Source organism: Pseudomonas sp. MUP55 (assembly GCF_034043515.1).
Taxonomy (GTDB): domain Bacteria; phylum Pseudomonadota; class Gammaproteobacteria; order Pseudomonadales; family Pseudomonadaceae; genus Aquipseudomonas.
The window spans coordinates 1,834,429-1,854,022 of sequence record NZ_CP138214.1; the positions used below are offsets into that span (position 1 = coordinate 1,834,429).

Annotated in this window: 22 protein-coding genes and 1 pseudogene; 13 read left to right on the plus strand and 10 right to left on the minus strand. The window is 59.5% G+C overall.

All coding sequences use genetic code 11. The features are described 5' to 3' along the window. Positions 1-97: 97 nt before the first annotated feature. Together SC318_RS08250 and SC318_RS08255 are read left to right on the plus strand one after the other, a co-directional pair. The gene (locus tag SC318_RS08250) at positions 98-532 is read left to right on the plus strand and encodes a DoxX family protein (protein WP_320430365.1); all 435 of its coding nucleotides are present in this window, start codon (positions 98-100) and stop codon (positions 530-532) included. Positions 533-788: 256 nt separating this feature from the next. Continuing rightward, a complete protein-coding gene (locus SC318_RS08255; RefSeq protein ID WP_320430366.1) occupies positions 789-1,097 on the plus strand; it encodes a class I SAM-dependent methyltransferase in 309 nt (102 codons plus the stop codon). Positions 1,098-1,114: 17 nt separating this feature from the next. On the opposite strand, the gene SC318_RS08260 is transcribed toward SC318_RS08255, so the two are convergent. The 3 genes from SC318_RS08260 to SC318_RS08270 are packed head-to-tail and all read right to left on the minus strand — an operon-like array spanning position 1,115 to position 4,518. Further along, on the minus strand, positions 1,115-2,854 hold the full coding sequence (locus SC318_RS08260; protein ID WP_320430367.1) for a GldG family protein: 1,740 nt from the start codon (positions 2,852-2,854) through the stop codon (positions 1,115-1,117). Positions 2,855-2,869: 15 nt separating this feature from the next. Then, complete coding sequence (locus tag SC318_RS08265) at positions 2,870-3,595, minus strand: ABC-2 transporter permease (protein ID WP_320430368.1); 726 nt, start codon at positions 3,593-3,595, stop codon at positions 2,870-2,872. Beyond that, positions 3,592-4,518, minus strand: a complete 927-nt coding sequence (locus SC318_RS08270; protein ID WP_320430369.1) for an ABC transporter ATP-binding protein — start codon at positions 4,516-4,518, stop codon at positions 3,592-3,594. Before SC318_RS08270 ends, SC318_RS08265 begins: the two co-directional genes overlap by 4 nt. A 237-nt stretch (positions 4,519-4,755) precedes the next feature. Here SC318_RS08270 and SC318_RS08275 point away from each other — a divergent pair, with 237 nt between their 5' ends. Together SC318_RS08275 and greB are read left to right on the plus strand one after the other, a co-directional pair. After that, positions 4,756-5,760, plus strand: coding sequence for a hypothetical protein (locus SC318_RS08275; RefSeq protein ID WP_320430370.1), 1,005 nt, complete (start codon positions 4,756-4,758; stop codon positions 5,758-5,760). A 125-nt stretch (positions 5,761-5,885) separates the two neighbouring features. Then, positions 5,886-6,359 (plus strand): transcription elongation factor GreB, encoded by a 474-nt coding sequence (greB, locus tag SC318_RS08280; protein ID WP_320430371.1) that lies wholly within the window; start codon positions 5,886-5,888, stop codon positions 6,357-6,359. Positions 6,360-6,405: 46 nt separating this feature from the next. Here greB and SC318_RS08285 read toward each other — a convergent pair. Together SC318_RS08285 and SC318_RS08290 are read right to left on the minus strand one after the other, a co-directional pair. Further along, positions 6,406-8,915, minus strand: a pseudogene (locus SC318_RS08285) (ABC transporter permease). Further along, a complete protein-coding gene (locus SC318_RS08290; protein WP_065885127.1) occupies positions 8,915-9,598 on the minus strand; it encodes an ABC transporter ATP-binding protein in 684 nt (227 codons plus the stop codon). The pseudogene SC318_RS08285 and the gene SC318_RS08290 overlap by 1 nt, the downstream one beginning before the upstream one ends. 10 nt (positions 9,599-9,608) lie before the next feature. Here SC318_RS08290 and SC318_RS08295 point away from each other — a divergent pair, with 10 nt between their 5' ends. The 3 genes from SC318_RS08295 (at position 9,609) to SC318_RS08305 (ending at position 11,613) form a co-directional block, all read left to right on the plus strand. Next, positions 9,609-10,214: an arylesterase gene (locus SC318_RS08295; protein ID WP_320430372.1), complete on the plus strand. Its 606-nt coding sequence runs from the start codon at positions 9,609-9,611 to the stop codon at positions 10,212-10,214. A 58-nt stretch (positions 10,215-10,272) separates the two neighbouring features. Continuing rightward, positions 10,273-10,566, plus strand: a complete 294-nt coding sequence (locus SC318_RS08300; RefSeq protein WP_057722836.1) for a hypothetical protein — start codon at positions 10,273-10,275, stop codon at positions 10,564-10,566. 81 nt (positions 10,567-10,647) lie between these two features. Further along, on the plus strand, positions 10,648-11,613 hold the full coding sequence (locus tag SC318_RS08305; protein ID WP_320430373.1) for a L,D-transpeptidase family protein: 966 nt from the start codon (positions 10,648-10,650) through the stop codon (positions 11,611-11,613). Positions 11,614-11,825: 212 nt separating this feature from the next. Here SC318_RS08305 and oprI read toward each other — a convergent pair whose 3' ends face one another. Beyond that, complete coding sequence (gene oprI / locus SC318_RS08310; RefSeq protein ID WP_003172710.1) at positions 11,826-12,077, minus strand: outer membrane lipoprotein OprI; 252 nt, start codon at positions 12,075-12,077, stop codon at positions 11,826-11,828. 611 nt (positions 12,078-12,688) lie between these two features. Between oprI and SC318_RS08315 the strand changes: the two genes are divergently transcribed. After that, the gene (locus tag SC318_RS08315; protein WP_003233387.1) at positions 12,689-12,970 is read left to right on the plus strand and encodes a GNAT family N-acetyltransferase; all 282 of its coding nucleotides are present in this window, start codon (positions 12,689-12,691) and stop codon (positions 12,968-12,970) included. Between the two features lie 74 nt (positions 12,971-13,044). Here the strand turns inward: SC318_RS08315 and SC318_RS08320 are convergent, their stop codons facing one another. Together SC318_RS08320 and SC318_RS08325 are read right to left on the minus strand one after the other, a co-directional pair. After that, positions 13,045-14,121 carry a 3-deoxy-7-phosphoheptulonate synthase gene (locus SC318_RS08320; protein ID WP_320430377.1) on the minus strand — a complete coding sequence of 359 codons (1,077 nt, stop codon included), beginning with the start codon at positions 14,119-14,121 and terminating at the stop codon, positions 13,045-13,047. A 131-nt stretch (positions 14,122-14,252) separates the two neighbouring features. Continuing rightward, on the minus strand, positions 14,253-14,687 hold the full coding sequence (locus SC318_RS08325) for a PilZ domain-containing protein (protein WP_320430378.1): 435 nt from the start codon (positions 14,685-14,687) through the stop codon (positions 14,253-14,255). Between SC318_RS08325 and SC318_RS08330 the strand changes: the two genes are divergently transcribed. The 5 genes from SC318_RS08330 to cysB all read left to right on the plus strand — a co-directional run bounded on the left by SC318_RS08330 (position 14,686) and on the right by cysB (position 18,609). Then, positions 14,686-15,072 carry a YbbN family protein gene (locus tag SC318_RS08330; RefSeq protein ID WP_320430379.1) on the plus strand — a complete coding sequence of 129 codons (387 nt, stop codon included), beginning with the start codon at positions 14,686-14,688 and terminating at the stop codon, positions 15,070-15,072. The genes SC318_RS08325 and SC318_RS08330 overlap by 2 nt on opposite strands. Then, positions 15,069-16,031, plus strand: coding sequence for a putative 2-dehydropantoate 2-reductase (locus tag SC318_RS08335; RefSeq protein WP_320430380.1), 963 nt, complete (start codon positions 15,069-15,071; stop codon positions 16,029-16,031). The genes SC318_RS08330 and SC318_RS08335 overlap by 4 nt, the downstream gene beginning before the upstream one ends. Before the next feature lie 15 nt (positions 16,032-16,046). Next, positions 16,047-16,964 carry a 5'-nucleotidase gene (locus tag SC318_RS08340; RefSeq protein WP_320430381.1) on the plus strand — a complete coding sequence of 306 codons (918 nt, stop codon included), beginning with the start codon at positions 16,047-16,049 and terminating at the stop codon, positions 16,962-16,964. A 66-nt stretch (positions 16,965-17,030) separates the two neighbouring features. Further along, positions 17,031-17,537, plus strand: coding sequence for a universal stress protein (locus SC318_RS08345; protein WP_320430382.1), 507 nt, complete (start codon positions 17,031-17,033; stop codon positions 17,535-17,537). A 97-nt stretch (positions 17,538-17,634) separates the two neighbouring features. Beyond that, positions 17,635-18,609, plus strand: a complete 975-nt coding sequence (gene cysB, locus SC318_RS08350) for an HTH-type transcriptional regulator CysB (protein WP_306492239.1) — start codon at positions 17,635-17,637, stop codon at positions 18,607-18,609. 61 nt (positions 18,610-18,670) lie between these two features. Here the strand turns inward: cysB and SC318_RS08355 are convergent, their stop codons facing one another. Both SC318_RS08355 and SC318_RS08360 read right to left on the minus strand, forming a co-directional pair. Further along, positions 18,671-19,153 carry a GreA/GreB family elongation factor gene (locus tag SC318_RS08355; protein WP_320430383.1) on the minus strand — a complete coding sequence of 161 codons (483 nt, stop codon included), beginning with the start codon at positions 19,151-19,153 and terminating at the stop codon, positions 18,671-18,673. Positions 19,154-19,155: 2 nt separating this feature from the next. Beyond that, on the minus strand, positions 19,156-19,527 hold the full coding sequence (locus SC318_RS08360; protein ID WP_320430384.1) for a hypothetical protein: 372 nt from the start codon (positions 19,525-19,527) through the stop codon (positions 19,156-19,158). Positions 19,528-19,594: the final 67 nt, after the last annotated feature.

Genomic DNA, 19,594 nt, shown 5'->3' on the forward strand with positions numbered 1-19,594 from the left:
TATCGATGTTTATAGTGCAATTTTTCGGCTTTTATCATTGTTTAAACTGATTAATATAGCGGCCAACCAACCCCCTACCTGAAAAAGGATTTACCCCATGAGCCCACTGATCACCCGTGTCCTGTCCACTCGCGCCGGTTATGGCCTGACTGTTCTGCGTATTTTTGTCGGCATTATTTTCGCTGCCCACGGCTCGCAGAAACTCTTCGGCTGGTTTGGCGGCGGTGGTCTGGCGGGCACCGCACAGTGGATGGAAAGCATCGGTCTGGCACCGGGCATGTTGATGGCCGTGTTGTCAGGCGGCACCGAGTTCTTTGCCGGGCTGGCGCTGATCATCGGCCTGCTCGCACGCCCTGCTGCATTGGGCCTGACCTTCCTGTCGCTGGTGGCGATTTTTTCGGTGCACATTCATAACGGGCTGTTCATGGCCAACAATGGTTATGAGTTCGCACTTGCCCTGCTTGGCGGCTCGCTGGCGGTGCTGTTCGAAGGCGCCGGCAAACTGTCGGCCGACCGCGCCATCGCCAACTGACCGTTTCGCAACTCTTGGGAGGCCCGCCGTGTGCGGGCCTTTTCGTTGCTCGGGATTCTTGACACTGCCCCGCCAGCTTCTCTAGGATGCTGCTCATGCGCCGATTTAAACAGCTAATTGCGGGGCGCCACTGGACTCGATGCAGTCCGACAGAACCATGCCCTCATCAGTAGGCACGGTTCGAAATACCGCTAAAGCGCTGGTTCGGTGTTGCCTCTCACCTGCCCGCAGACTTTTGAGGTAGAGACACGACACGATGAATGCACCACGCCCCCTGATACGCCTGGCCCCGATCACTGCGGACCTGACTCAACGCAACCCGAAAATCCTCTTGGGCGGCAAGCACCAGCCGACGCTGCTGCGTTACCTGGATGGCTGGCCCCGTCGCACCGGACGGCCTTCGGCGTTCTTGATCCAGTTCGTGGAAGACGGTGACTCCCTGGCGCGTTTCGCCAATAACAGCTTTGACCTCGCCGTGATCCAGGCACCCAATGCAGACAATGCCGAAGAGGTGATCCGCCAACTGACGCGTATCGCCCGGCAAGGCCTGATTGCCCGTCGTTGATTCCCCGCGCGACGTGTTCAGCTAAACGCCGCAGGCGGCCATCGGCGTCGACACAGGCAGCGGTAACGTACCCAGGCTATCAGACACAATATCAGTGGTACCGTCGCTATCAGCAGCAGCTTGATGTTGCGTTCGAAGCGCTGCAGCGGCGCATAGGCCTGAGTCTTGAGGGCGTGAAGTTCCATGGGCAGGCGCAGGCGTTCTTTGTTGAGCGCTTGCAATTGGGTATTGGTGTCTACGGCCTGGGTACCCAGGCGAGAAGGCTGCGGGTTCATTCGCTGCCAGGCTTGCTCGGTCTGCTCAAGCCGACGCTCCAGTTCTGCAGCCCGTTCCTGGTAGGCCTGTGCAGCGGCTTCACGCATGGGCTCGAGCGCGCTGAGTGGGCGCGACGTGATGCGCGGGCGAATATTCGCAAGTTCTGCGGGAGCCGCCAGGTTATCCAGCGTGTTCAACACGAACCGCAGGTTGCCATTGGCGGTTGTCCGGCTGACAGCGTCCGCAAGTAGGTCGGTATCGGCCACCACCACCACTTCGATCCGCGCGGCTTTTTGTAAGCCTGGCGGCTGTCCTGCGACACCGTCAGGAAATGCCGAAAAGGCCGGTCCCTCGATACGGGCGGCAATCACATGACGCTGACCTGCAGTGGAGGCTTCTTCGATGAGCGATTCGAACTGCGTTGCCCAAGCGAAACGCGCCGCGTCCAGCAGTGCAGACTGTCGAGAGCTTTGCAGCAGAGGTGTAAATGTCGTCCGGCTTTTTCGCGTGCGCAACAGCGCACCACTGCTTGATACGCTCAGGCTGTCCAGTTTCCAGCTGCTGATGTCGTGCGCCGTCATTGCCTGTCGTGGCAGTTTTAACCTGGCGGGGTGCACGACCGCGGGCGTGCCTGGGCCGAGCGACGCCGAGGAGGCGTAAAGGCTGTCAACCACTAGCGTGTCCGCGGGCATGCGTATGCCCCATGTGGCCAATAGAGCGTTGAACTGGGAGTCTACCGAGATGGGTTCAGCCCCCATCTCGCTCACCGGATCAATGAAAAGCATCAGCTTGCCGCCGCTCAAGACAAACTGCTCGATGGCGTAAAGCGTTTGTTCGGGGAGCGCGCTTGGCTGTACGACCATCAAGCTGTCTATCGATGGAGGCACTTGGGCAATGTCCGATGCCAGCTCCACCAGGTTGAAATGTCCGCGCATCTGCTCCATCAACTGCCCGGCGGACTCATTCAATGGCAACGCGGACAGCAGACCAATGCTGGGCCGTTGCGGGCGCATCAATTTGTCGATCAAGTGGCTGATTTGATACTCGAGCAACGGTTCGTCGTCGGGGTTGAACGCGTCAATGCGTTGCGTGCCCTGGCCGGCACGTGTGCCGATAAGGCCAAGGTACCCGTAGGTGTCATCCAGGCCGAATAAGCTGGCTTTGTAGGCATCTTCTGAAAAAGGAATGGGATCAATAACATGCAAATTGATCATGCCGTCGGCTGCTGTTTCGAATTCCTGGAGCAGGTCTTCTATGCGTTGACCGAAGCGTTTCATGATCCGGCTTTTGTCCGGCGCAGTGAGGGAGTTGAAATAATACAAGTCCAGTGGTCTTTCAAGTGTCGCGAGCAGCTGCAGCGTCGGTGGCGATAAGGTGTGAACTTTTTGTTGTGAAAAGTCCCAGCGGATGTCAGGTAATTTGCTTATCCAGACCAGATTGAATGCCAGGAACAGTAGCGACATGACGATCAATGTCATGCCCAAACGAAGAGCGGATCGCATCAGCGACTTTCCTTCTCAGCTGTTTTTATAGTTGAGTGTGGCAATGGTTGCAGAGAGAAAAGCAACGATCATGCTGATAAAATACAAGCCGTCATGAAGTGTGATTTTTCCGTTGTCCATAGAGCTGAAGCGGGCAATCGGGTCAAGTTTCATCATGCTGTCAACTATCCAGATCGGTGCCTGATGTTCAAGTGCATCCATGACGGAAAACAGTCCGCTGATGGTCAGAAGCAAGCCCATCGTCATCACGAAGATAACCACGCGCTGGTGGGTGAGTGCGCAAATAAAACAGCCGACAGACAGGTAACTTCCCGCCAGTAGCCAACTTGCCAGAAATTGTGAGGCGATCACACCGTCATCCGGCGTTCCAAGATAATGGGCAGCAATCACCAGGGGGAAATTCAGCAACAGAGCAATGCTGCATACCGCCCAGGCTGCCAGGAATTTTCCGATCACTCGTTCTGCTGAGGTGATGGGCAGGGTTTGCAGCATGTTGGAGAAGCTCTGGTTGTGCTCGTCATGCCACAAGTGCACTGACAGGCTGGGTATCAGCAGCAGATAGAGCCAGGGGTGCAGCTCGAAAAAAGCCCGCAGGTCACTGCTGTCTCGCTCCATCCAGTGGTTGCTGTGCAACCCAAGCGCCGTGCATAGCACAAGGAAAACCGCCACGCTCAGGTAGGTGCTGGGGGTGCAGGCATAGCTGGCGAGTTGGCGTTTGAAAAGCAGTGGCAGCAGTCTCAATGGGATACCTCGTGGCTCAGGTGATGAACGACATCGTTCAGGCGACCTGGCTCTAGATGCAGTGACGTTATGTTCCAGCCGCGATGGGCGATGAGTGCATTGATGGCGGGAAAGATCGTATGCCCGGGCTTGGCCAGAACGGTCACTTTGCCTGGGCTTTGCCAGTCTTCTTCGATGCCGGCGACTCCAGGCAACACCGCCAGTGCGAGTAGATCCAGAGGTGGATCCGCTGCGAGCGTCACTGCCTGGAAATGCCGAGAGCTGCGCTGCAAGTCCGTCAGCGAAGCGTCGGCAATCAGTCGCCCGTTTGCGATGACCAGGGCGCGGGTGCAGATGTCGGACAGCGAGTCGTAGTGGCGAGACGCGATGATGATGCTCATTTCCTCGCTCAAGGACTGAACAATCGCCCTGAACTTGAGCCGCTGCTCGGCATTCAACCCTTCGGTTGGTTCGTCCAGCAGGAGCACGCTGGGAGCGTGCAGAATGGCTTGCGCAATCGCGACTCTGCGCTTCAAACCAAGGCTGAGCACGTCGACGGGGCAATTGAGCACCGGGAGTAGCTCCAATCGCGTGGCGACACGGTCCACATGCCTGCGTTTTTCGGCGCCACTGAACCCGCGAGCGGCGGCGACAAAGTTCAGGATGCCCGTGACCGACAGCGCATGATGGCTGATGCCCTCCTGAAGCTGGTAGCCCACGGCTTGCCTGGCGCGAACTGAATGGGTTTGGGTGTTGAAACCTTCAATACTGATGTGCCCGCTCGTGGGCCTGGTTATGCCGCAGATCAAATTCAGCAACGTCGTTTTACCGGCGCCATGCTCTCCAAGCAGTCCCACGCATTCCTGGTGTTGGGCACAGAATGAAAAGTCGCGGATCACACTTTTTTTGCCCAGGTACTTCGTCAGGTTGCTGACCTCAATCATAGAATTACCGAATCAATTGGGCGGAGCTTGAGTGAAGTTTCATCGTATGTAGCGCTGCGTTAAAAAGATTACGTTTAATACCTGGGCTTGGGAACGCAGGGTGCATTTAATAAGTAAAGTCCTACGCTTGAATTGATTACTCCCTGAAACAATTGGTGTGTTCTAAGTGTTTAATAATGGTCGGATATTGGTTTGATATTTATATAAGGTTTTCTTTTTCAATGAGGCCCGATTGCCATGATGCTTCTACGTACCCTTGTTCTTGAGCGCAGCGGCGAGGATGCTCCGGTCAACGGCGCACTGCTGTGTGGATTCGCTGTCGAGCAGACAGCCTCCAACTTCCTGGCGTATAGCCTGGATGAAGAGGCGGAGCCGGGTCACTCCAGGGTGTATATCGCGGCGCTGCGCAAAAAGCTCGAGCGTTACTTTCTAGGTGGGGTCGAATCCAAGGAGGACCTGCAAGTCGCAATGCAGGTCTTCAAGCAAATTCTGATGATGGCGGCCGCGCCAGGCAATAAGGAAAGTGCCACTGCGCAGTCTCAGGCTGCATTTCACTTCATTGATCTGAAAGGCTGCAGGTTGCCGCCAGCCAGGCCCGAAGACCATCATTCAGTGATCGTCAAGAAAGCGCTGGTGATGAAGGTGATTACGTTGGGCATGTCGGCCCCTGCAGCGCCCGCGATTGAAAGCAGTGCCGTCATCGTGCCGTCCATTCGTTTTTCATCGCAAATGGTTGCACCGCCCCGAGGCAAGAGCCGGCCAACGTCCGTCCCGCCGCCCGTAGACGAAGACAGTGTTGAACAACAACCCCATTCGCAGGTGACGGTCCCCGAGGTCGCGCAGGAGCCGGCCGAACCCCGGGCGCCGTCAGCTCAGCCAGAACATGTCGAAACCCAGTCTGTTGCCGTCTCTGCGAAGGAAGATACTTCCATGCTCGAGATAGACAGTACGTTGAGCAACCTCGCCAGGGTTGCTCAGGAACTGACGCAAAAAAAACTTGCAGTCATCGAGCGCGAAGAGATGCTCGAACAGTGGCAGGCTCGACTGCAACAACAGCAGACTCAGCAGGATGAAGAAAACCGAACGTTGGAGCAGCGCCGTTCGCGATTGCAGGAGCAAGCGCTGGAGGTGAGTCGCAAGACTGAAAAGGTGGTGCAGGTGATGTCGCAGCTCTCGTTGATGCGACAGCAGCTGCAAGGCGCGCTTGTTGAACTGGATCAGGTCCTCGAGGGGCAAAGCTGAGGTGATGAGTCAGTCGGCCTGGATACTTTGTCCCGTTGATTTATCATCGATCCCCACCAGCCGGTGCCAGGGTATGATGCGCCGGTCTGTAGACACTATTGGACATTGCCTGGGGATATGCGCGTTTGAGTACCAAGCTGATTACCAAAGAAGGCCACGAAGCGCTGAAAAAGGAGCTGGACTACCTTTGGCGTGAGAAGCGCCCGGACACCACGCGCAAGGTTACGTGGGCAGCTTCCCTGGGAGATCGCAGCGAAAACGCGGATTACCAGTACAACAAGAAGCTGTTGCGTGAGATCGATCGGCGGGTGCGCTACCTGCGCAAGCGCCTCGAAGATATGCGCGTGGTGGAGTACATGCCCGAGCAGGAGGGCAAGGTATTCTTTGGGGCATGGGTCGAGGTGGAAAACGAGCAGGGCGAGACCAAGCGTTTTCGCATTGTGGGTTATGACGAGATCTACGACCGGATGGACTACATCTCGATCGACTCCCCCATGGCACGGGCGCTACTGCGCAAGGAGGTGGACGATGAAGCGATCGTGCAGACTCCGGGCGGCGAGGTGTGCTGGTGGATTACCCGGATTGAATATGTGAAGTAGCAACGGATGGCCCTTGCTCTGAATGGAGCAAGGGCCATCAGCGTTTTCAGCCCTCGCGCAGCACCGTCAGTGGGCTGGCGTTCAGCGCGCGGCGTGTACCGAACACGCCGGCGGCGCCTATCAGCAGCGCACCGATCACCGGCAGCAGCAATAGCCAGGGGTGAGGGTGCCAGGCCAGATCAAAGGCATAGCGGTACAGCACCCAGGTCACTAGCTCAGTACCCAGTGCCGCCAGCAATCCACTGACCGCCCCCAGCAGGCCGAACTCGATGCGCCGAGCCTTGACCAGCAACCTGCGCTCGGCACCCAGCGCACGCAACAGCGCACCTTGGCGAATCCGTTCATCCAGGGTGGCCTGCAAGCCGGAAAACAGCACGGCCATGCCTGCTGCAAGCACGAACAGCAGCACGTATTCCACCGCCAACGTCACCTGGGCGAGGATGCTGCGCAGTTGTTCCAGCAGGGCCTCGACCTGCAGGATGGTAACCGCCGGGAAGGCTCGGGACAGGTCGACGATCTGCTGGTCATGCCCAGGGGCGAGGTAGAAGCTGGTCAGGTAAGTCGTTGGTAAGTCCTTCAAGGTGCCCGGTTGGAAGATCATGAAGAAATTGGGCTGGAAGTTGTCCCAGTTGATGGTCCGCAGGCTGGTGACCCGTGCCTCGCGATTCTCGCCGCCGATGGTGAATACCAGATGGTCGTTGAGCTTGAGCTTCAGGCTTTCGGCCACCTTGGCTTCCACCGATACCCCGGGAATCTCATCGCCCGGTTGCGCCGTCCACCAGGTGCCTGCCGTCAGTGCGTTGCCTGGGGGCAGGTCAGCGGCCCAGGTCAGGCTCAAGTCCCGTTGCACGGCGCGGTCACCGCTGGAGTCCTTGCTGACAATCTCTTGTACGGGTTCGCCATTGATGCTGATCAGTCGACCGGGCACGACGGGATAGAGTGGCGCCGATTGCGCTTGAACCTCCAGAAGGCGGGCGCCAAAAGCGTCCTTGTCGGCCGGCAGGATATTGAGCGCAAAGTAGTTGGGCGCATCCTTGGGCAGCTGGTTCTGCCAGGTGTCGAGCAGCTCGCCGCGCAGCAGGGCGATCAAGCCCATGGATAACAGGATCAAGCCAAACGCCAGGGACTGTCCGGCTGCCGCCAATGGATGCCGCAGCAATTGACCCAGGCCCAGTCTCCAGGGCAAGGAGGCGCGCGCCAGTAACCGACGCAGGCTTTGCAGTAACAACAGCAGCAACCCGCCGAGGATCAGTGCTGCCACCACGCCACCGCCCAGTAACGCGAAGGTCAGCACCAGGTCGAGGCTCAGGCGCCACATGATCAGGCCCAGGGCAAAGAGGGCCGCGCCATACACCATCCAGGTGCTCGAGGGGATCGGCAGCAGGTCACGACGCAATACCCGCAGCGGCGGCACCCGTCCCAGTGCGGCCAGGGGGGAAGGGCAAAGCCTGCGAGGGCGACGAGCCCGGTGCCGATACCGGCAATCGCCGGCAGCAACCCGCCGGGTGGTACGTCTGCAGGCAACAGGTCGTGCAGGAAGTAGAACAGGCCAAATTGCGCGAGCCAGCCGAGGACGGCGCCGGCCAGGCTCGCCAACAGGCCCAATACGCTCAGTTGCAGGCTGAACAGTAGCATGGTTTCGCGTCGCGACAGCCCGAGGCAGCGCAGCAGGGCGCTGGCATCGAAGCGGCGGCTGGCAAAGCGGTTGGCCGAGAGCGCCACCGCCACACCGGCCAGCAACACCGCCACCAGGCTGGCCATATTCAGGTAACGCTCGGCCTTGCCCAGGGCGCCGCCGATCTGCTGATTACCATCGCGCGAGTCCTGCAGTCGCTGGTTGGCTGCGAGGCCCGGCTTGATCAGATCGCGATAGGTTTGCAGCGCCGTGCTGCCGGGAGGAGCGCGCCACAGTTCGCGGTAGCTCACGCGGCTGCCCGGCTGGACCACGCCAGTGGCGTCCAGGTCGGCCAGGTTGATCATCACCCTGGGCGTGAGGCTGTAGAAGTTGCCGGCGCGGTCGGGCTCGTAGGTGAGCACGCGTGACAGGCGCAAGGTCTTCATGCCGACATCGATACTGTCGCCGACCTTCAGGTCCAGCGCTGTCAGCAGCCGTGCTTCCACCCAGGCTTCGCCGGGTTTGGGCCCACCGCCTGGGGTTTCGGCTCCAAAGGGTTCGCCGGTACTTTTGAGCTCGCCACGCAGCGGATACTGTTCGTTGACCGCTTTGATGCTGGAGAGCTGGATGCCGTTGTCCGCGGCGATAACGCTGGAAAACTCCACGATGCGCGCATGATCCAGGCCCAGTTCGGTACCGGATCTGATTTGCTCGGGGCGGGCCGGCGAGCTGCCTTCGAGCACCAGGTCCGCGCCCAGGAACTCGGTGGCGCGCAACAGCATGGCGCCGTTGAGGCGTGCGCCGAAGTAGCCGATAGCGGTACTGGCGGCCACGGCCACCAGCAGGGCGAAGAACAAGACGCGCAGTTCACCGGCGCGGGCATCGCGCAGCAACTGGTGCATGGCAAGGCTGAACAGACGTAACAGCGGCAGGCGTGCCATCAAGGCTCCAGGGGCGCGACCATCAGGCCGGCTTCAAGGCGGATCAGGCGTCGGCAGCGATGGGCCAGGCGCTCGTCGTGAGTAACCAGTACCAGGGTCGTGCCGCTCTCTTTATTGAGTTCGAACAGCAGGTCACTGATGCGCTCGCCGGTATGGCTGTCGAGGTTGCCGGTGGGTTCGTCGGCAAACAAAACATCCGGCTCGGCGGCGAATGCGCGGGCAATGGCGACACGCTGCTGCTCGCCGCCGGAAAGCTGGCGTGGTGAATGGGTCAGGCGCTTGCCCAGGCCGACGCGCTCCAGCAGATGCGTGGCGCGTTCGCGGGCGTCCTTGCGGCCGTCGAGCTCCAGCGGCAGCATGACGTTTTCCAGTGCATTGAGGCTGTCGAGCAGTTGGAAAGACTGGAATACGAAGCCCACGTGTTCGGCGCGGATACGCGCGCGCTGGTCTTCGTCGAGGCTGCTCAGGGCTTGACCGGCCAGGGTGACTTCACCGCTGCTGGGCAGGTCCAGGCCCGCCAGCAGGCCGAGGAGGGTGGATTTGCCGGAACCGGAGCTGCCGACGATAGCCAGGCTATCGCCCTTGTTCAGTTCCAGGCTCAGTTCGTGCAGGATAGTCAGTTCACCTTCCGCGCTGGGAACCACTTTGCTGAGGTTTCGCGCGGTGAGAATGCTTGCGCCCATGGAGAATCCGATGCGAATGTGGTTTTTGAGTGCTGGCCTGGCCTTGATGTGCATGGCCCAGAACGCAGCGGCGGGTACAGTCCTGATCGTTGGCGATAGTATCAGTGCCGGTTTCGGCCTGGATACCCGCAAAGGGTGGGTTGCCCTGCTGGAGCAACGGCTCAAGCAGGAGGGTTTTGACGATAATGTGGTCAATGCGTCGATCAGTGGCGACACCAGTGCCGGAGGCCTCGCGCGTTTGCCTGCGGCACTTGCAGCGCATAAACCGGATGTAGTGGTGATCGAGCTGGGTGGCAACGATGGCCTGCGCGGTCAGCCGCCGACGCAATTGAAACAAAATCTTGCTTCGATGGTCCAGGCGTCCCAGGACAGCGGCGCCAAGGTGCTGCTGCTGGGCATGCAGATCCCGCCCAACTATGGCAAGCGTTACGTCGACGCGTTCGCCAAGGTATTCGGCGAGGTGGCAGAGGAAAAAAAGGTACCGCTGGTGCCGTTTTTCCTGGAGGGCGTAGGTGGTCATCCCGACTTGATGCAAGCGGACGGGTTGCACCCGGCGGTCGCGGCCCAGGGCAAGTTGCTGGAAAATGTCTGGCCGACGCTGAAACCGCTGTTATGACGCTTTTCTACCGGCAGGCTTTCGGCTAAGGTGGCGCCCCCCCGATTTGGAGCCCCCGATGTCGCGTCCTGCCTGGTCCCTGTTTAACTATCAACTGATCGAGCCGGACGAGCAGCTGGATCTGTTCGCCTGCCAGGAAGTCCGGGTGCATCTGGTGGCGCGTCAGCTGGAGCTGGGCGGCTCGATTGACCGCACGCTCTGCGGCACCTTGTTACCGGCACAACCGCTCTGGTCGTCGGTGGACCGTTCGATCTTCCAGGACCAGCGGTTGTGCCCGTTGTGCAGGGCCATTCTCGAGTCGCAAAAGCGCGGTACACCGCCGATCTGGCCAGAGCTGCGCTTCGAACTCTAGCGCGGGCGGCTTGATGCCAGGTCCGCGCTTGACGTATACAATCAGTCTTTTCCTACCGTCGTTCTGCGAAGGATTTTCCGGATGTTGTCGCGCCTCTCCGTCGTTACCTGCTGCCTGTCTCTCGCTGCGCTTTGTGCGGCAGGTTCCGCGCAAGCCCTGCAGTTGCCCTTGCCGCCGCCCGGTGAGGACATCGTCGGTGAGGTCCAGGTGATCAAGGCCAAATACGAAGACACCTTTGCCGACCTGGGTACTACGTATGACCTGGGTTATTCGGAGATGGTCGCCGCCAACCCAGGTGTCGATGCCTGGTTGCCTGGGGCGGGCACGGACATCGTGCTGCCGACACGTTTCATTCTGCCGCCGGGGCCGCGTGAAGGTATCGTGATCAACCTTGCGGAATACCGGCTCTACTATTATCCCAAGGGGCAGAACGTGGTTTACACCTTTCCTTTGGGGATTGGTCGTGAAGGCTGGGGCTCGCCAATTGCCCACACCAGCATCATTGCGAAGACGCCGAACCCTACCTGGACGCCACCTGCCTCGATCAAGGCCGAACATGCGGCCAACGGTGATCCGCTGCCCAACGTGGTGCCTGCTGGCCCGGACAATCCGCTGGGTCCGTTCAAGTTCACCCTCGGTACGCCGGGGTATCTGATTCACGGCTCCAACATGAAATTTGGTATCGGCACGCGTACCAGTCACGGTTGTTTCCGTATGTTCAACAACAATGTGCTGGAAATGGCCGGCATGGTGCCGGTCGGCACGTCGGTGCGTATCATCAACGATGCGTACAAATTCGGCAGCGCCGGCGGCAAGGTCTATCTTGAAGCTCACACACCGTTGAATGACGATGGCACGCCTTCGGTGGTCGACAAGCACACGGCGGTCATCAACGCCTTGCTCAAGCGTGAGGACCTGGCCAATAGCCTGCGGGTAAATTGGGACCAGGTACGTGATGTAGTCGCGGCTGAGGATGGCTTGCCGACAGAAATCGGTGTGCCGGGCGTCGCTCCGGTGGCTTCCAGCGCGCCGGTTGATTTTCAATAGACGCCCAAAGCTCTGATGCCAGTCAGTTGAGGCTTTTTGTAGGAGCGAGCTTGCTCGCGAAGAACTCAGGGCCACCGCGTTCATCCAGAATGAACGCGTTGCCTGCACGTTTTTCGCGAGCAAGCTCGCTCCTACTGTCTGGCGCAGCAGATTCCAGGCAAAAAAAAGCCGACCCATAAATGGATCGGCTTGATAACAACCCCGAAGGATTATTACTTGCGGCTTGCTTTTTCAAGCATGCGCAGAGCGCGCTCGTTAGCTTCGTCAGCAGTCTGTTGTGCTTTTTGAGCAGCAGCCAGAGCTTCATCAGCTTTACGGTAGGCTTCGTCTGCACGAGCCTGGGAGCGAGCTGCTGCATCTTCCGTTGCAGTCAGACGAGCTTCGGTTTCTTTGGAGACGCTGCTGCAACCGGTGGCCAGAACTGCGGCCAGAGCCAGAGCAGAGAATTTCAGAACGTTGTTCATCGTGTTCCCCTTCAAGGACTTTCTATTAGATGGCTACTGTCTCAGAGTGAGCCAATAGCCGGCGTACATACTACCCATTACTTGTAGTAAGTAAACTGACGTTGCGCAAGAAGCAAAAAAATTCTCGCACCGAATCTATTTTGGCTAACCTTTTGAAGGTTTGTATAAAAACTCGCCAGATTTTTTCATTCTGTCGAAGATTGGATCCAGGCTGAAAGCGCCGGCCCACGTGCGTCAAGCTGTGTGAGTAGATGAAATTTTATATATGCGAGCTGGCACTTGCGCTGCGCTTGCTCGTTTCGCTTCAAGCATCTTTTGCTCATCTAGAGGTGACTTTAACAGCGCCAGTTCGTCTCAAGCTTCAACTGCCGGCAATGTTCAGGCTTTCGATCATCCGATGGTCGAGACGCTTTCTAATAATCCACCCGCGGCAGGGGATGACGAGTGTGCCTTGAGCAATTGCTGGATTGGTGCCTACTATTCCCTACGTGCAGGTGTGAGCGCTCAGGGTTTTCTCGCTGTCGAAACCGGCACGGGGTGGCGTAGATGTTCCTTCGCCGGAAAAACATCGGTAAGGTAGGGTCAATATTCAAGACCCGCGAGGAGTAGTGATGAGCGAGGCGTTGTCCATCCACCATGACCAGGCTGGTCATCAGTTCGAGACCAATGTGGACGGTCATCGTGCCTATCTGACCTACATGGACCTCGGAAAACAGACCCTGGATATCTATCGCACGTTCGTGCCCAACGCATTGCGCGGGCGTGGCATTGCCGCTGCGTTGACCGAAGAGGCATTGAAATTCGCCGAAGAGTCAGGCTACACGGTCATCCCGTCCTGCTCTTATGTGGAACGCTACATGGAGCGCCACCAGCGCCATGCCGCAAAGCTGTGAATCAACAGCCATAAAAAAACGCCGGGTTTAGCCCGGCGTTTTTGTGTGCGCCTGATTCACAGGCACGTGTAGCTTCAGGTACGTTTGCGTTTGGGCAATACGTCCTTGAGCTTGGCATGCATGCTGCGCAGGGTGTTCTCGGTAGTGGCCCAGTCGATGCACGCGTCGGTGATGGACACGCCGTATTGCAAGTCGGCCAGGTCTTTTGGAATGGCCTGGCAACCCCAGTTCAGATGGCTCTCGACCATCAAGCCGATGATCGACTGGTTGCCTTCGAGGATCTGGTTGGCAACGTTTTCCATCACCAGTGGCTGCAGGGCCGGGTCCTTGTTGGAGTTGGCGTGGCTGCAATCAACCATGATGTTTGGCTTGATCTTGGCCTTGTTCAGCGCCTGTTCGCACAGGGCGACGCTGACCGAGTCATAGTTGGGCTTGCCATTGCCGCCGCGCAACACCACGTGACCGTAGGCGTTGCCCTTGGTCGTGACGATGGACACGCCGCCTTCCTGGTTGATACCCAGGAAACGGTGAGGGCTGGAAACCGATTGCAGTGCGTTGATTGCCACCGTCAGGCCGCCGTCGGTGCCGTTCTTGAAGCCCACGGCCGAGGACAGGCCGGACGCCATTTCGCGGTGCGTCTGGGACTCGGTGGTGCGGGCACCAATGGCCGACCAGCTGATCAGGTCCTGCAGGTACTGCGGAGAGATCGGGTCCAGCGCTTCGGTAGCGGTGGGCAGGCCCATTTCCGCCAGGTCCAGCAGCAGCTGACGACCGATGTGCAAGCCGTCCTGGATCTTGAACGAGTCGTCCAGGTACGGGTCGTTGATCAAGCCTTTCCAGCCCACCGTCGTGCGCGGCTTCTCGAAATAGACGCGCATTACCAGGTACAAGGTGTCGGACACTTGCGCCGCCAGCACCTTGAGGCGTTCGGCGTATTCGTGGGCGGCCTTGAGGTCGTGAATCGAGCAAGGCCCGATGACGACGAAAAGGCGGTGGTCGGTGCCGTCGAGAATGTCACGGATGACTTCGCGGCCCTTGGTGACGGTCTGCAGGGCAGCGTCGCTCAGGGGGATTTCGCGCTTGAGCTGATCGGGCGTGATCAGGGTCTCGTTGGATTCAACGTTAAGGTCATTGATCGGTAAATCAGCCATCGTGTTACTCGTCAGGGTCACGGGTGCCGGCCGCCAGCTATCCCCGTGCGGCGGAGCACAGCATGATTTGGATGCAGGGGGGAGGAACCTTAGCGCGTAACACCGGCCCGCGACAATGGGCAAAGCCCGCTTTAATCCAGCACAGGCTGCACAACGGCCTCGTGGGAGAACTCACCGGCGTGGCGCGACACCCAATCGCGGGCCAAGGCTTCCAGTTGCTGGGGCGTGGCCTCGGCAGCCTCGTGCAGGCGGCAGTAGCGTTCGATCTGGCACACTTGCTCGCCCATTCGCGCGCCAAACAGGGCATGCTCATCGGTAAAACTGATGCCGATGCGATAGCCAGCCTCCGCTTTGCGACACCATGCGACATAGCCTGGGTAGCGGGCGCTGGTACCGAGCGAGGGGATATGCAGATCGACCGCAGTGCCAGGTTGCCAGGCACGTGGCCAATTGCACGCAACGCCACCGCGACCGATAGTGCGCAGGCGTTGGCGGGGCAGGGCAGGAGAGGGACGTTGGATCAACTCGACAGCGACATCATCAGGGTGAGGTAGAAAACGACCCATGTACACGGACTCCGAGCACCGTCCAGAGGACGGCAGTGGCAGCAGTATAGTGAAGGAAATGGAATTGACCGACCTGGATATCGACCAGCAATTGCTGGGATTGCCAGGGTGTTCGCTGGTAGTGTTCACCAGTGTCGGCTGTTCCAGTTGCCGCTGGGCACGCCAGCAGTTTCCGGGCTGGCGCTTGCCGGTGGACCGGCTGTGCTGGGTAGATGCCGGGCACAACGGCGGCGCGGTCGAACGTTACCAGATCTTTCATTTGCCCGCGTTGTTCCTCGTGTGCGAGGGTCAGTTTTTTGGGCAATTACAGACAAGTCTTACGCAATCAGCCCTTATCGATGCCCTGAACCACGCACGGACACAAACCCCAGAGGAGTTGCCATGACTGCAATTGCACAGCCTTCGCCACGTATCGGCATCATCGGCACCGGCGCCATTGGCGGTTTCTACGGCCTGATGCTGGCGCGTGCCGGGTTCGATGTGCACTTTCTGCTGCGCAGCGAATACGCGGTCGTCAGCCAGCAGGGTCTGCGCGTCAACAGTAGCGTGCATGGCAACCTGCACCTGCACCCGGTGCAGGCGTACGCCAGCGCCGCCGATATGCCGCCGTGCGATTGGCTGCTGGTGGGCACCAAGTCCACCGGCAATGCAGACCTGGCCCCGACCATCGCCCAGGTCGCCGCACCGGATGCCAAGGTAGCGCTGCTGCAAAACGGCCTGGACGTGGAAGACAGCCTGCGCGAGCACCTGCCGCCTGCGCTGCACTTGCTCGGTGGCCTGTGCTACATCGGCGTGCATCGCTCCGGCCCGGGCGTCGTCGAGCATCAAGCGCTGGGGCGGGTCAACCTGGGCTATCACAGCGGCACGGCGGCCGATGATCAAGCGCGCCAGCAGGCGATTGTCGAAGAAGGGGCCGCGCTGTTTCATCAGGCTGGCATTGAGTCTCAGGCCATGGCCAACGTGCATCAGGCCCGCTGGCACAAGCTGGTGTGGAATGTCCCGTTCAACGGCCTCAGCGTGTTGCTCGGCACAGGAACCAGCGCGATGATGGCCGATGAATCCAGCCGCGCACTGATCCAGGCGCTGATGGCCGAAGTGGTGCAGGGCGCAGGCGCCTGCGGCCACGACATTCCGGCGAGCTACGCCGAGCAGATGTTCGCCATGACGCAGACCATGGACGACTACCTGCCCAGCATGTACCACGACCACGTGCACAAGCGCCCCCTGGAACTGGCCGCCATCTACGCACGGCCGTTGGCCGCCGCCAAAGCGGCCGGCTGCGAATTACCGCGCATGCAGGCGCTTTATCAGGCCTTGAGCTTTATTGACCGGCACAATCGCTGATTCGGAGGCACGCAGATGGCGAAGGGGTTGAGCGACAAACTGGTGCTGGCGATTTCATCGCGGGCCTTGTTCGATCTGAGCGAGAGCCACAAGGTGTACCTCGCCGAAGGGGTGGAGCCCTACCGCAAGTACCAGATCGAGCACGAAGAGGAAATCCTTGAGCCCGGCGATGCCTTCCCGCTGGTCAAGAAGCTGCTGAGCCTCAACGCCAGCCTCGGGCGTGCCCGTGTCGAGGTGGTACTGGTGTCGCGCAACAGTGCCGATACCGGCCTGCGGGTGTTCAATTCGATCCAGCATTACGGTCTGGATATTTCCCGCGCCGCTTTCGTCGGAGGGCGTAGTCCCTATCCGTATCTGGCCGCCTTTGGTTGCCATCTGTTTCTGTCGACCCATGCCGAGGATGTGCGCAGTGCCCTCGACGCCGGTTTTGCCGCGGCGACAATTCTGTCGGGGGGCTCACGCCGGGCATCGAGCGAAGAACTGCGGATCGCCTTCGACGGCGATGCGGTGCTGTTCTCCGACGAGTCCGAGCGCGTCTACCAGGCGGGCGGGTTGGCAGCGTTCCAGGCCAACGAGCGAGAGTCGGCGCGCCAGCCGTTGCACGGTGGTCCGTTCAAGGGTTTCCTGGCCGCACTCAACCTGTTGCAGCGTGAATTCGCCGATGAAGCGTGCCCGATTCGCACAGCCCTGGTCACCGCGCGCTCGGCGCCGTCCCACGAGCGGGTTATTCGAACGTTGCGCGAATGGGATATCCGCCTGGATGAATCGCTGTTTTTGGGCGGCCTGGATAAATCCGCGTTCCTCGAAGCGTTCGCCGCCGACGTGTTCTTCGATGATCAGGCCGGCCATTGTGAAAGAGCCAGGGAAGTGGTGGCCACTGGGCACGTGCCCCACGGCATCAGTAATGAGTTGAAAATCCACAGCGACAGCTGAGCCGAACTGCCCAAGGCGCTGCTAAGCTCAGTTGATCTCCGCCATCCTGGCAGCCCAGGAGGTTCTATGATTCGTTCGATGCTGTACGCCACGGATCTTGGCTTGTATGCGCCGTACGTCATGCAACATGCCCTGGCATTGGCGCGAACGTTCAAGGCGGATTTGTATGTGGTTCACGTGGTGGAGCCCATCGGGCTGTTCGCTGAGTCGGTGTTGCAGAGCTACCTTGATGAAAAGGCACTCAGCGAATGGCAGAGCCAGGGGCTGGCCACGGTCATGGCGACCATCGAGCAGCGAGTGCTCGACAGCTTTCGCGAGGAGCTGGGGGACGGGGAGCAGGACCTCAAGTTGATTCGCTCGGTGCGCGTTATCCAGGGGGACCCTTGCGAGGTGATTCTCGACCAACTGCATAAACTTTCAGTTGATCTGTTGATCGTAGGAAGTCACAGCCATGCAAGCGCAGCGGCGACACCGCTGGGGCGTACCGCCGCACGGCTACTGCAGCTGGCGAGCGTGCCGGTTTACCTGGTGCCGTCTCTGCAACGTCGACGCAGTGATGATCGTGATCGGTAAAAAACGATAAAAAGTTCTAGATTTATATATCTTACCTTTAATATAGTTATATACCGTCGCTGATACCCGTGGCGTCTATCTGCTTTGAGGGATTCATATGAAGCTTCAACAACTGCGCTACATCTGGGAAGTGGCGCACCACGACCTCAACGTTTCCGCTACTGCTCAAAGCCTTTACACGTCGCAACCCGGTATCAGCAAGCAGATCCGCCTGCTCGAAGACGAGCTGGGCGTTGAAGTGTTTGCACGCAGCGGCAAGCACCTGACCCGCGTCACTCCGGCGGGCGAGCGCATCATCACCACGGCCGGCGAGATCCTGCGCAAGGTCGAGAGCATCAAGCAGATCGCCCAGGAATTCTCCAACGAGAAGAAGGGTACCCTGTCGATTGCCACCACCCACACCCAGGCGCGCTACGCACTGCCGCCGGTGATCCGCGACTTCATCAAGCAATACCCGGATGTGGCGTTGCACATGCATCAGGGCTCGCCGATGCAGATCGCCGAGATGGCCGCCGATGGTACCGTCGATTTCGCCATCGCCACCGAAGCCCTGGAGCTGTTCGGTGATCTGGTGATGATGCCGTGCTACCGCTGGAACCGTTGCGTGGTTGTGCCTCAGGGGCACCCCTTGGCCAAGTTGCCGAAGCTCACCCTGGAAGCCCTGGCGGAATTCCCGATCGTCACCTACGTATTTGGTTTCACCGGCCGTTCCAAGCTCGATGAAGCCTTCAGCCACCGTGGCCTCACGCCAAAAGTGGTGTTCACCGCAGCCGACGCCGACGTGATCAAGACTTACGTGCGCCTGGGCCTGGGCGTGGGCATCGTCGCCAAGATGGCGGTCGACACCAACCTTGATAAAGACCTGGTGGTACTCGATGCCAGCGAGCTGTTCGAGTCCAGCGTGACCAAGATCGGCTTCCGTCGTGGCACGTTCCTGCGCGGTTTCATGTGCGATTTCATCGAGAAGTTCGCACCGCACCTGACCCGCGAAGTGATGGCCAAGGCGATCCAGTGCCACAACAAGCAGGAACTCGAAGAGCTGTTCGACGGCGTTGAACTGCCGGTTCACTGATACCTTCAGGCGTCACCTCGAACCGGTGCAGTGAGGCAGCCAGCGCCCTCACTGCACCGGTTTATCTGGCCTCGGTCACGGTGAAATATTGCCGAGCACCCGCCACCAGAATCTCTACCTCATCCTCGACACGCTTGCCCAGCAGGCCCTTGCCCAAAGGCGAGCGCGGGGTGATCACGGTCACTGGCTGGCCGACCACATCGACCTTCAACCCCGCGGCATCCGGCGCCAGGAACAGCCATTGCTGGCGACCGTTCTCGTCTTCCAGACCTAACAGCGTACCGACTTCGATCCCGCGCTGATCGTCATACCCGCGCAATTGCAGGTTCTGGCACAGCGCCAGCGACTGCTTGATCTCTTCGACCCGTTTGGCCTGGCCGGCCGCCAGATAGGACGCCTCCAGTCCCAACGTGTCGTACTTGTTTTCGGCGATGTTCTCTTCGTGTGTCGCGGTCTCGTAGGCGGTCTGCGCGGCGCGCTGGGCAATGTCGAGGTCGGCGCTGAGTTTTTCCAGGATCAGCTGGAGGACGGCGTGTTTATTCATGATCACTCATCGCAGAATTGCAGGACATTGGCTTTGGTTTTTTCATTCGGGGCATTCTTGTCCTGTTGCAGCCAGAACTGGCATTTGGGGTTGGACAGGTTGCGCGCATTGTTTCGCGCCTGGTCCAGGGCTTGCTGCTGCGCCTGTTTTTGCAGGTTCTGCTGATACTGCTCGAACATTCGGTTCGGCGGCTCCGGTACGACCACGGTCGGCTTGCCCAGTTGCTGTACCGCCTGGGCCACCGGTGCCAGGCTCTGCGGGAACAGGTAGCGCGATGCCAGCCAAGTGGTCAGCGCGATGGCGATAAACCCCAGCCACACACCTGCGGCGATGGCGAGGCAAAGCTTGGGCAGTGACAGCGAACGGTCAGACATGGTGGCCTCCTGGCGGGCTTTGACGGCATGGGTTGCGATTGTCGCACAGCCATTGTGCAGAATAATC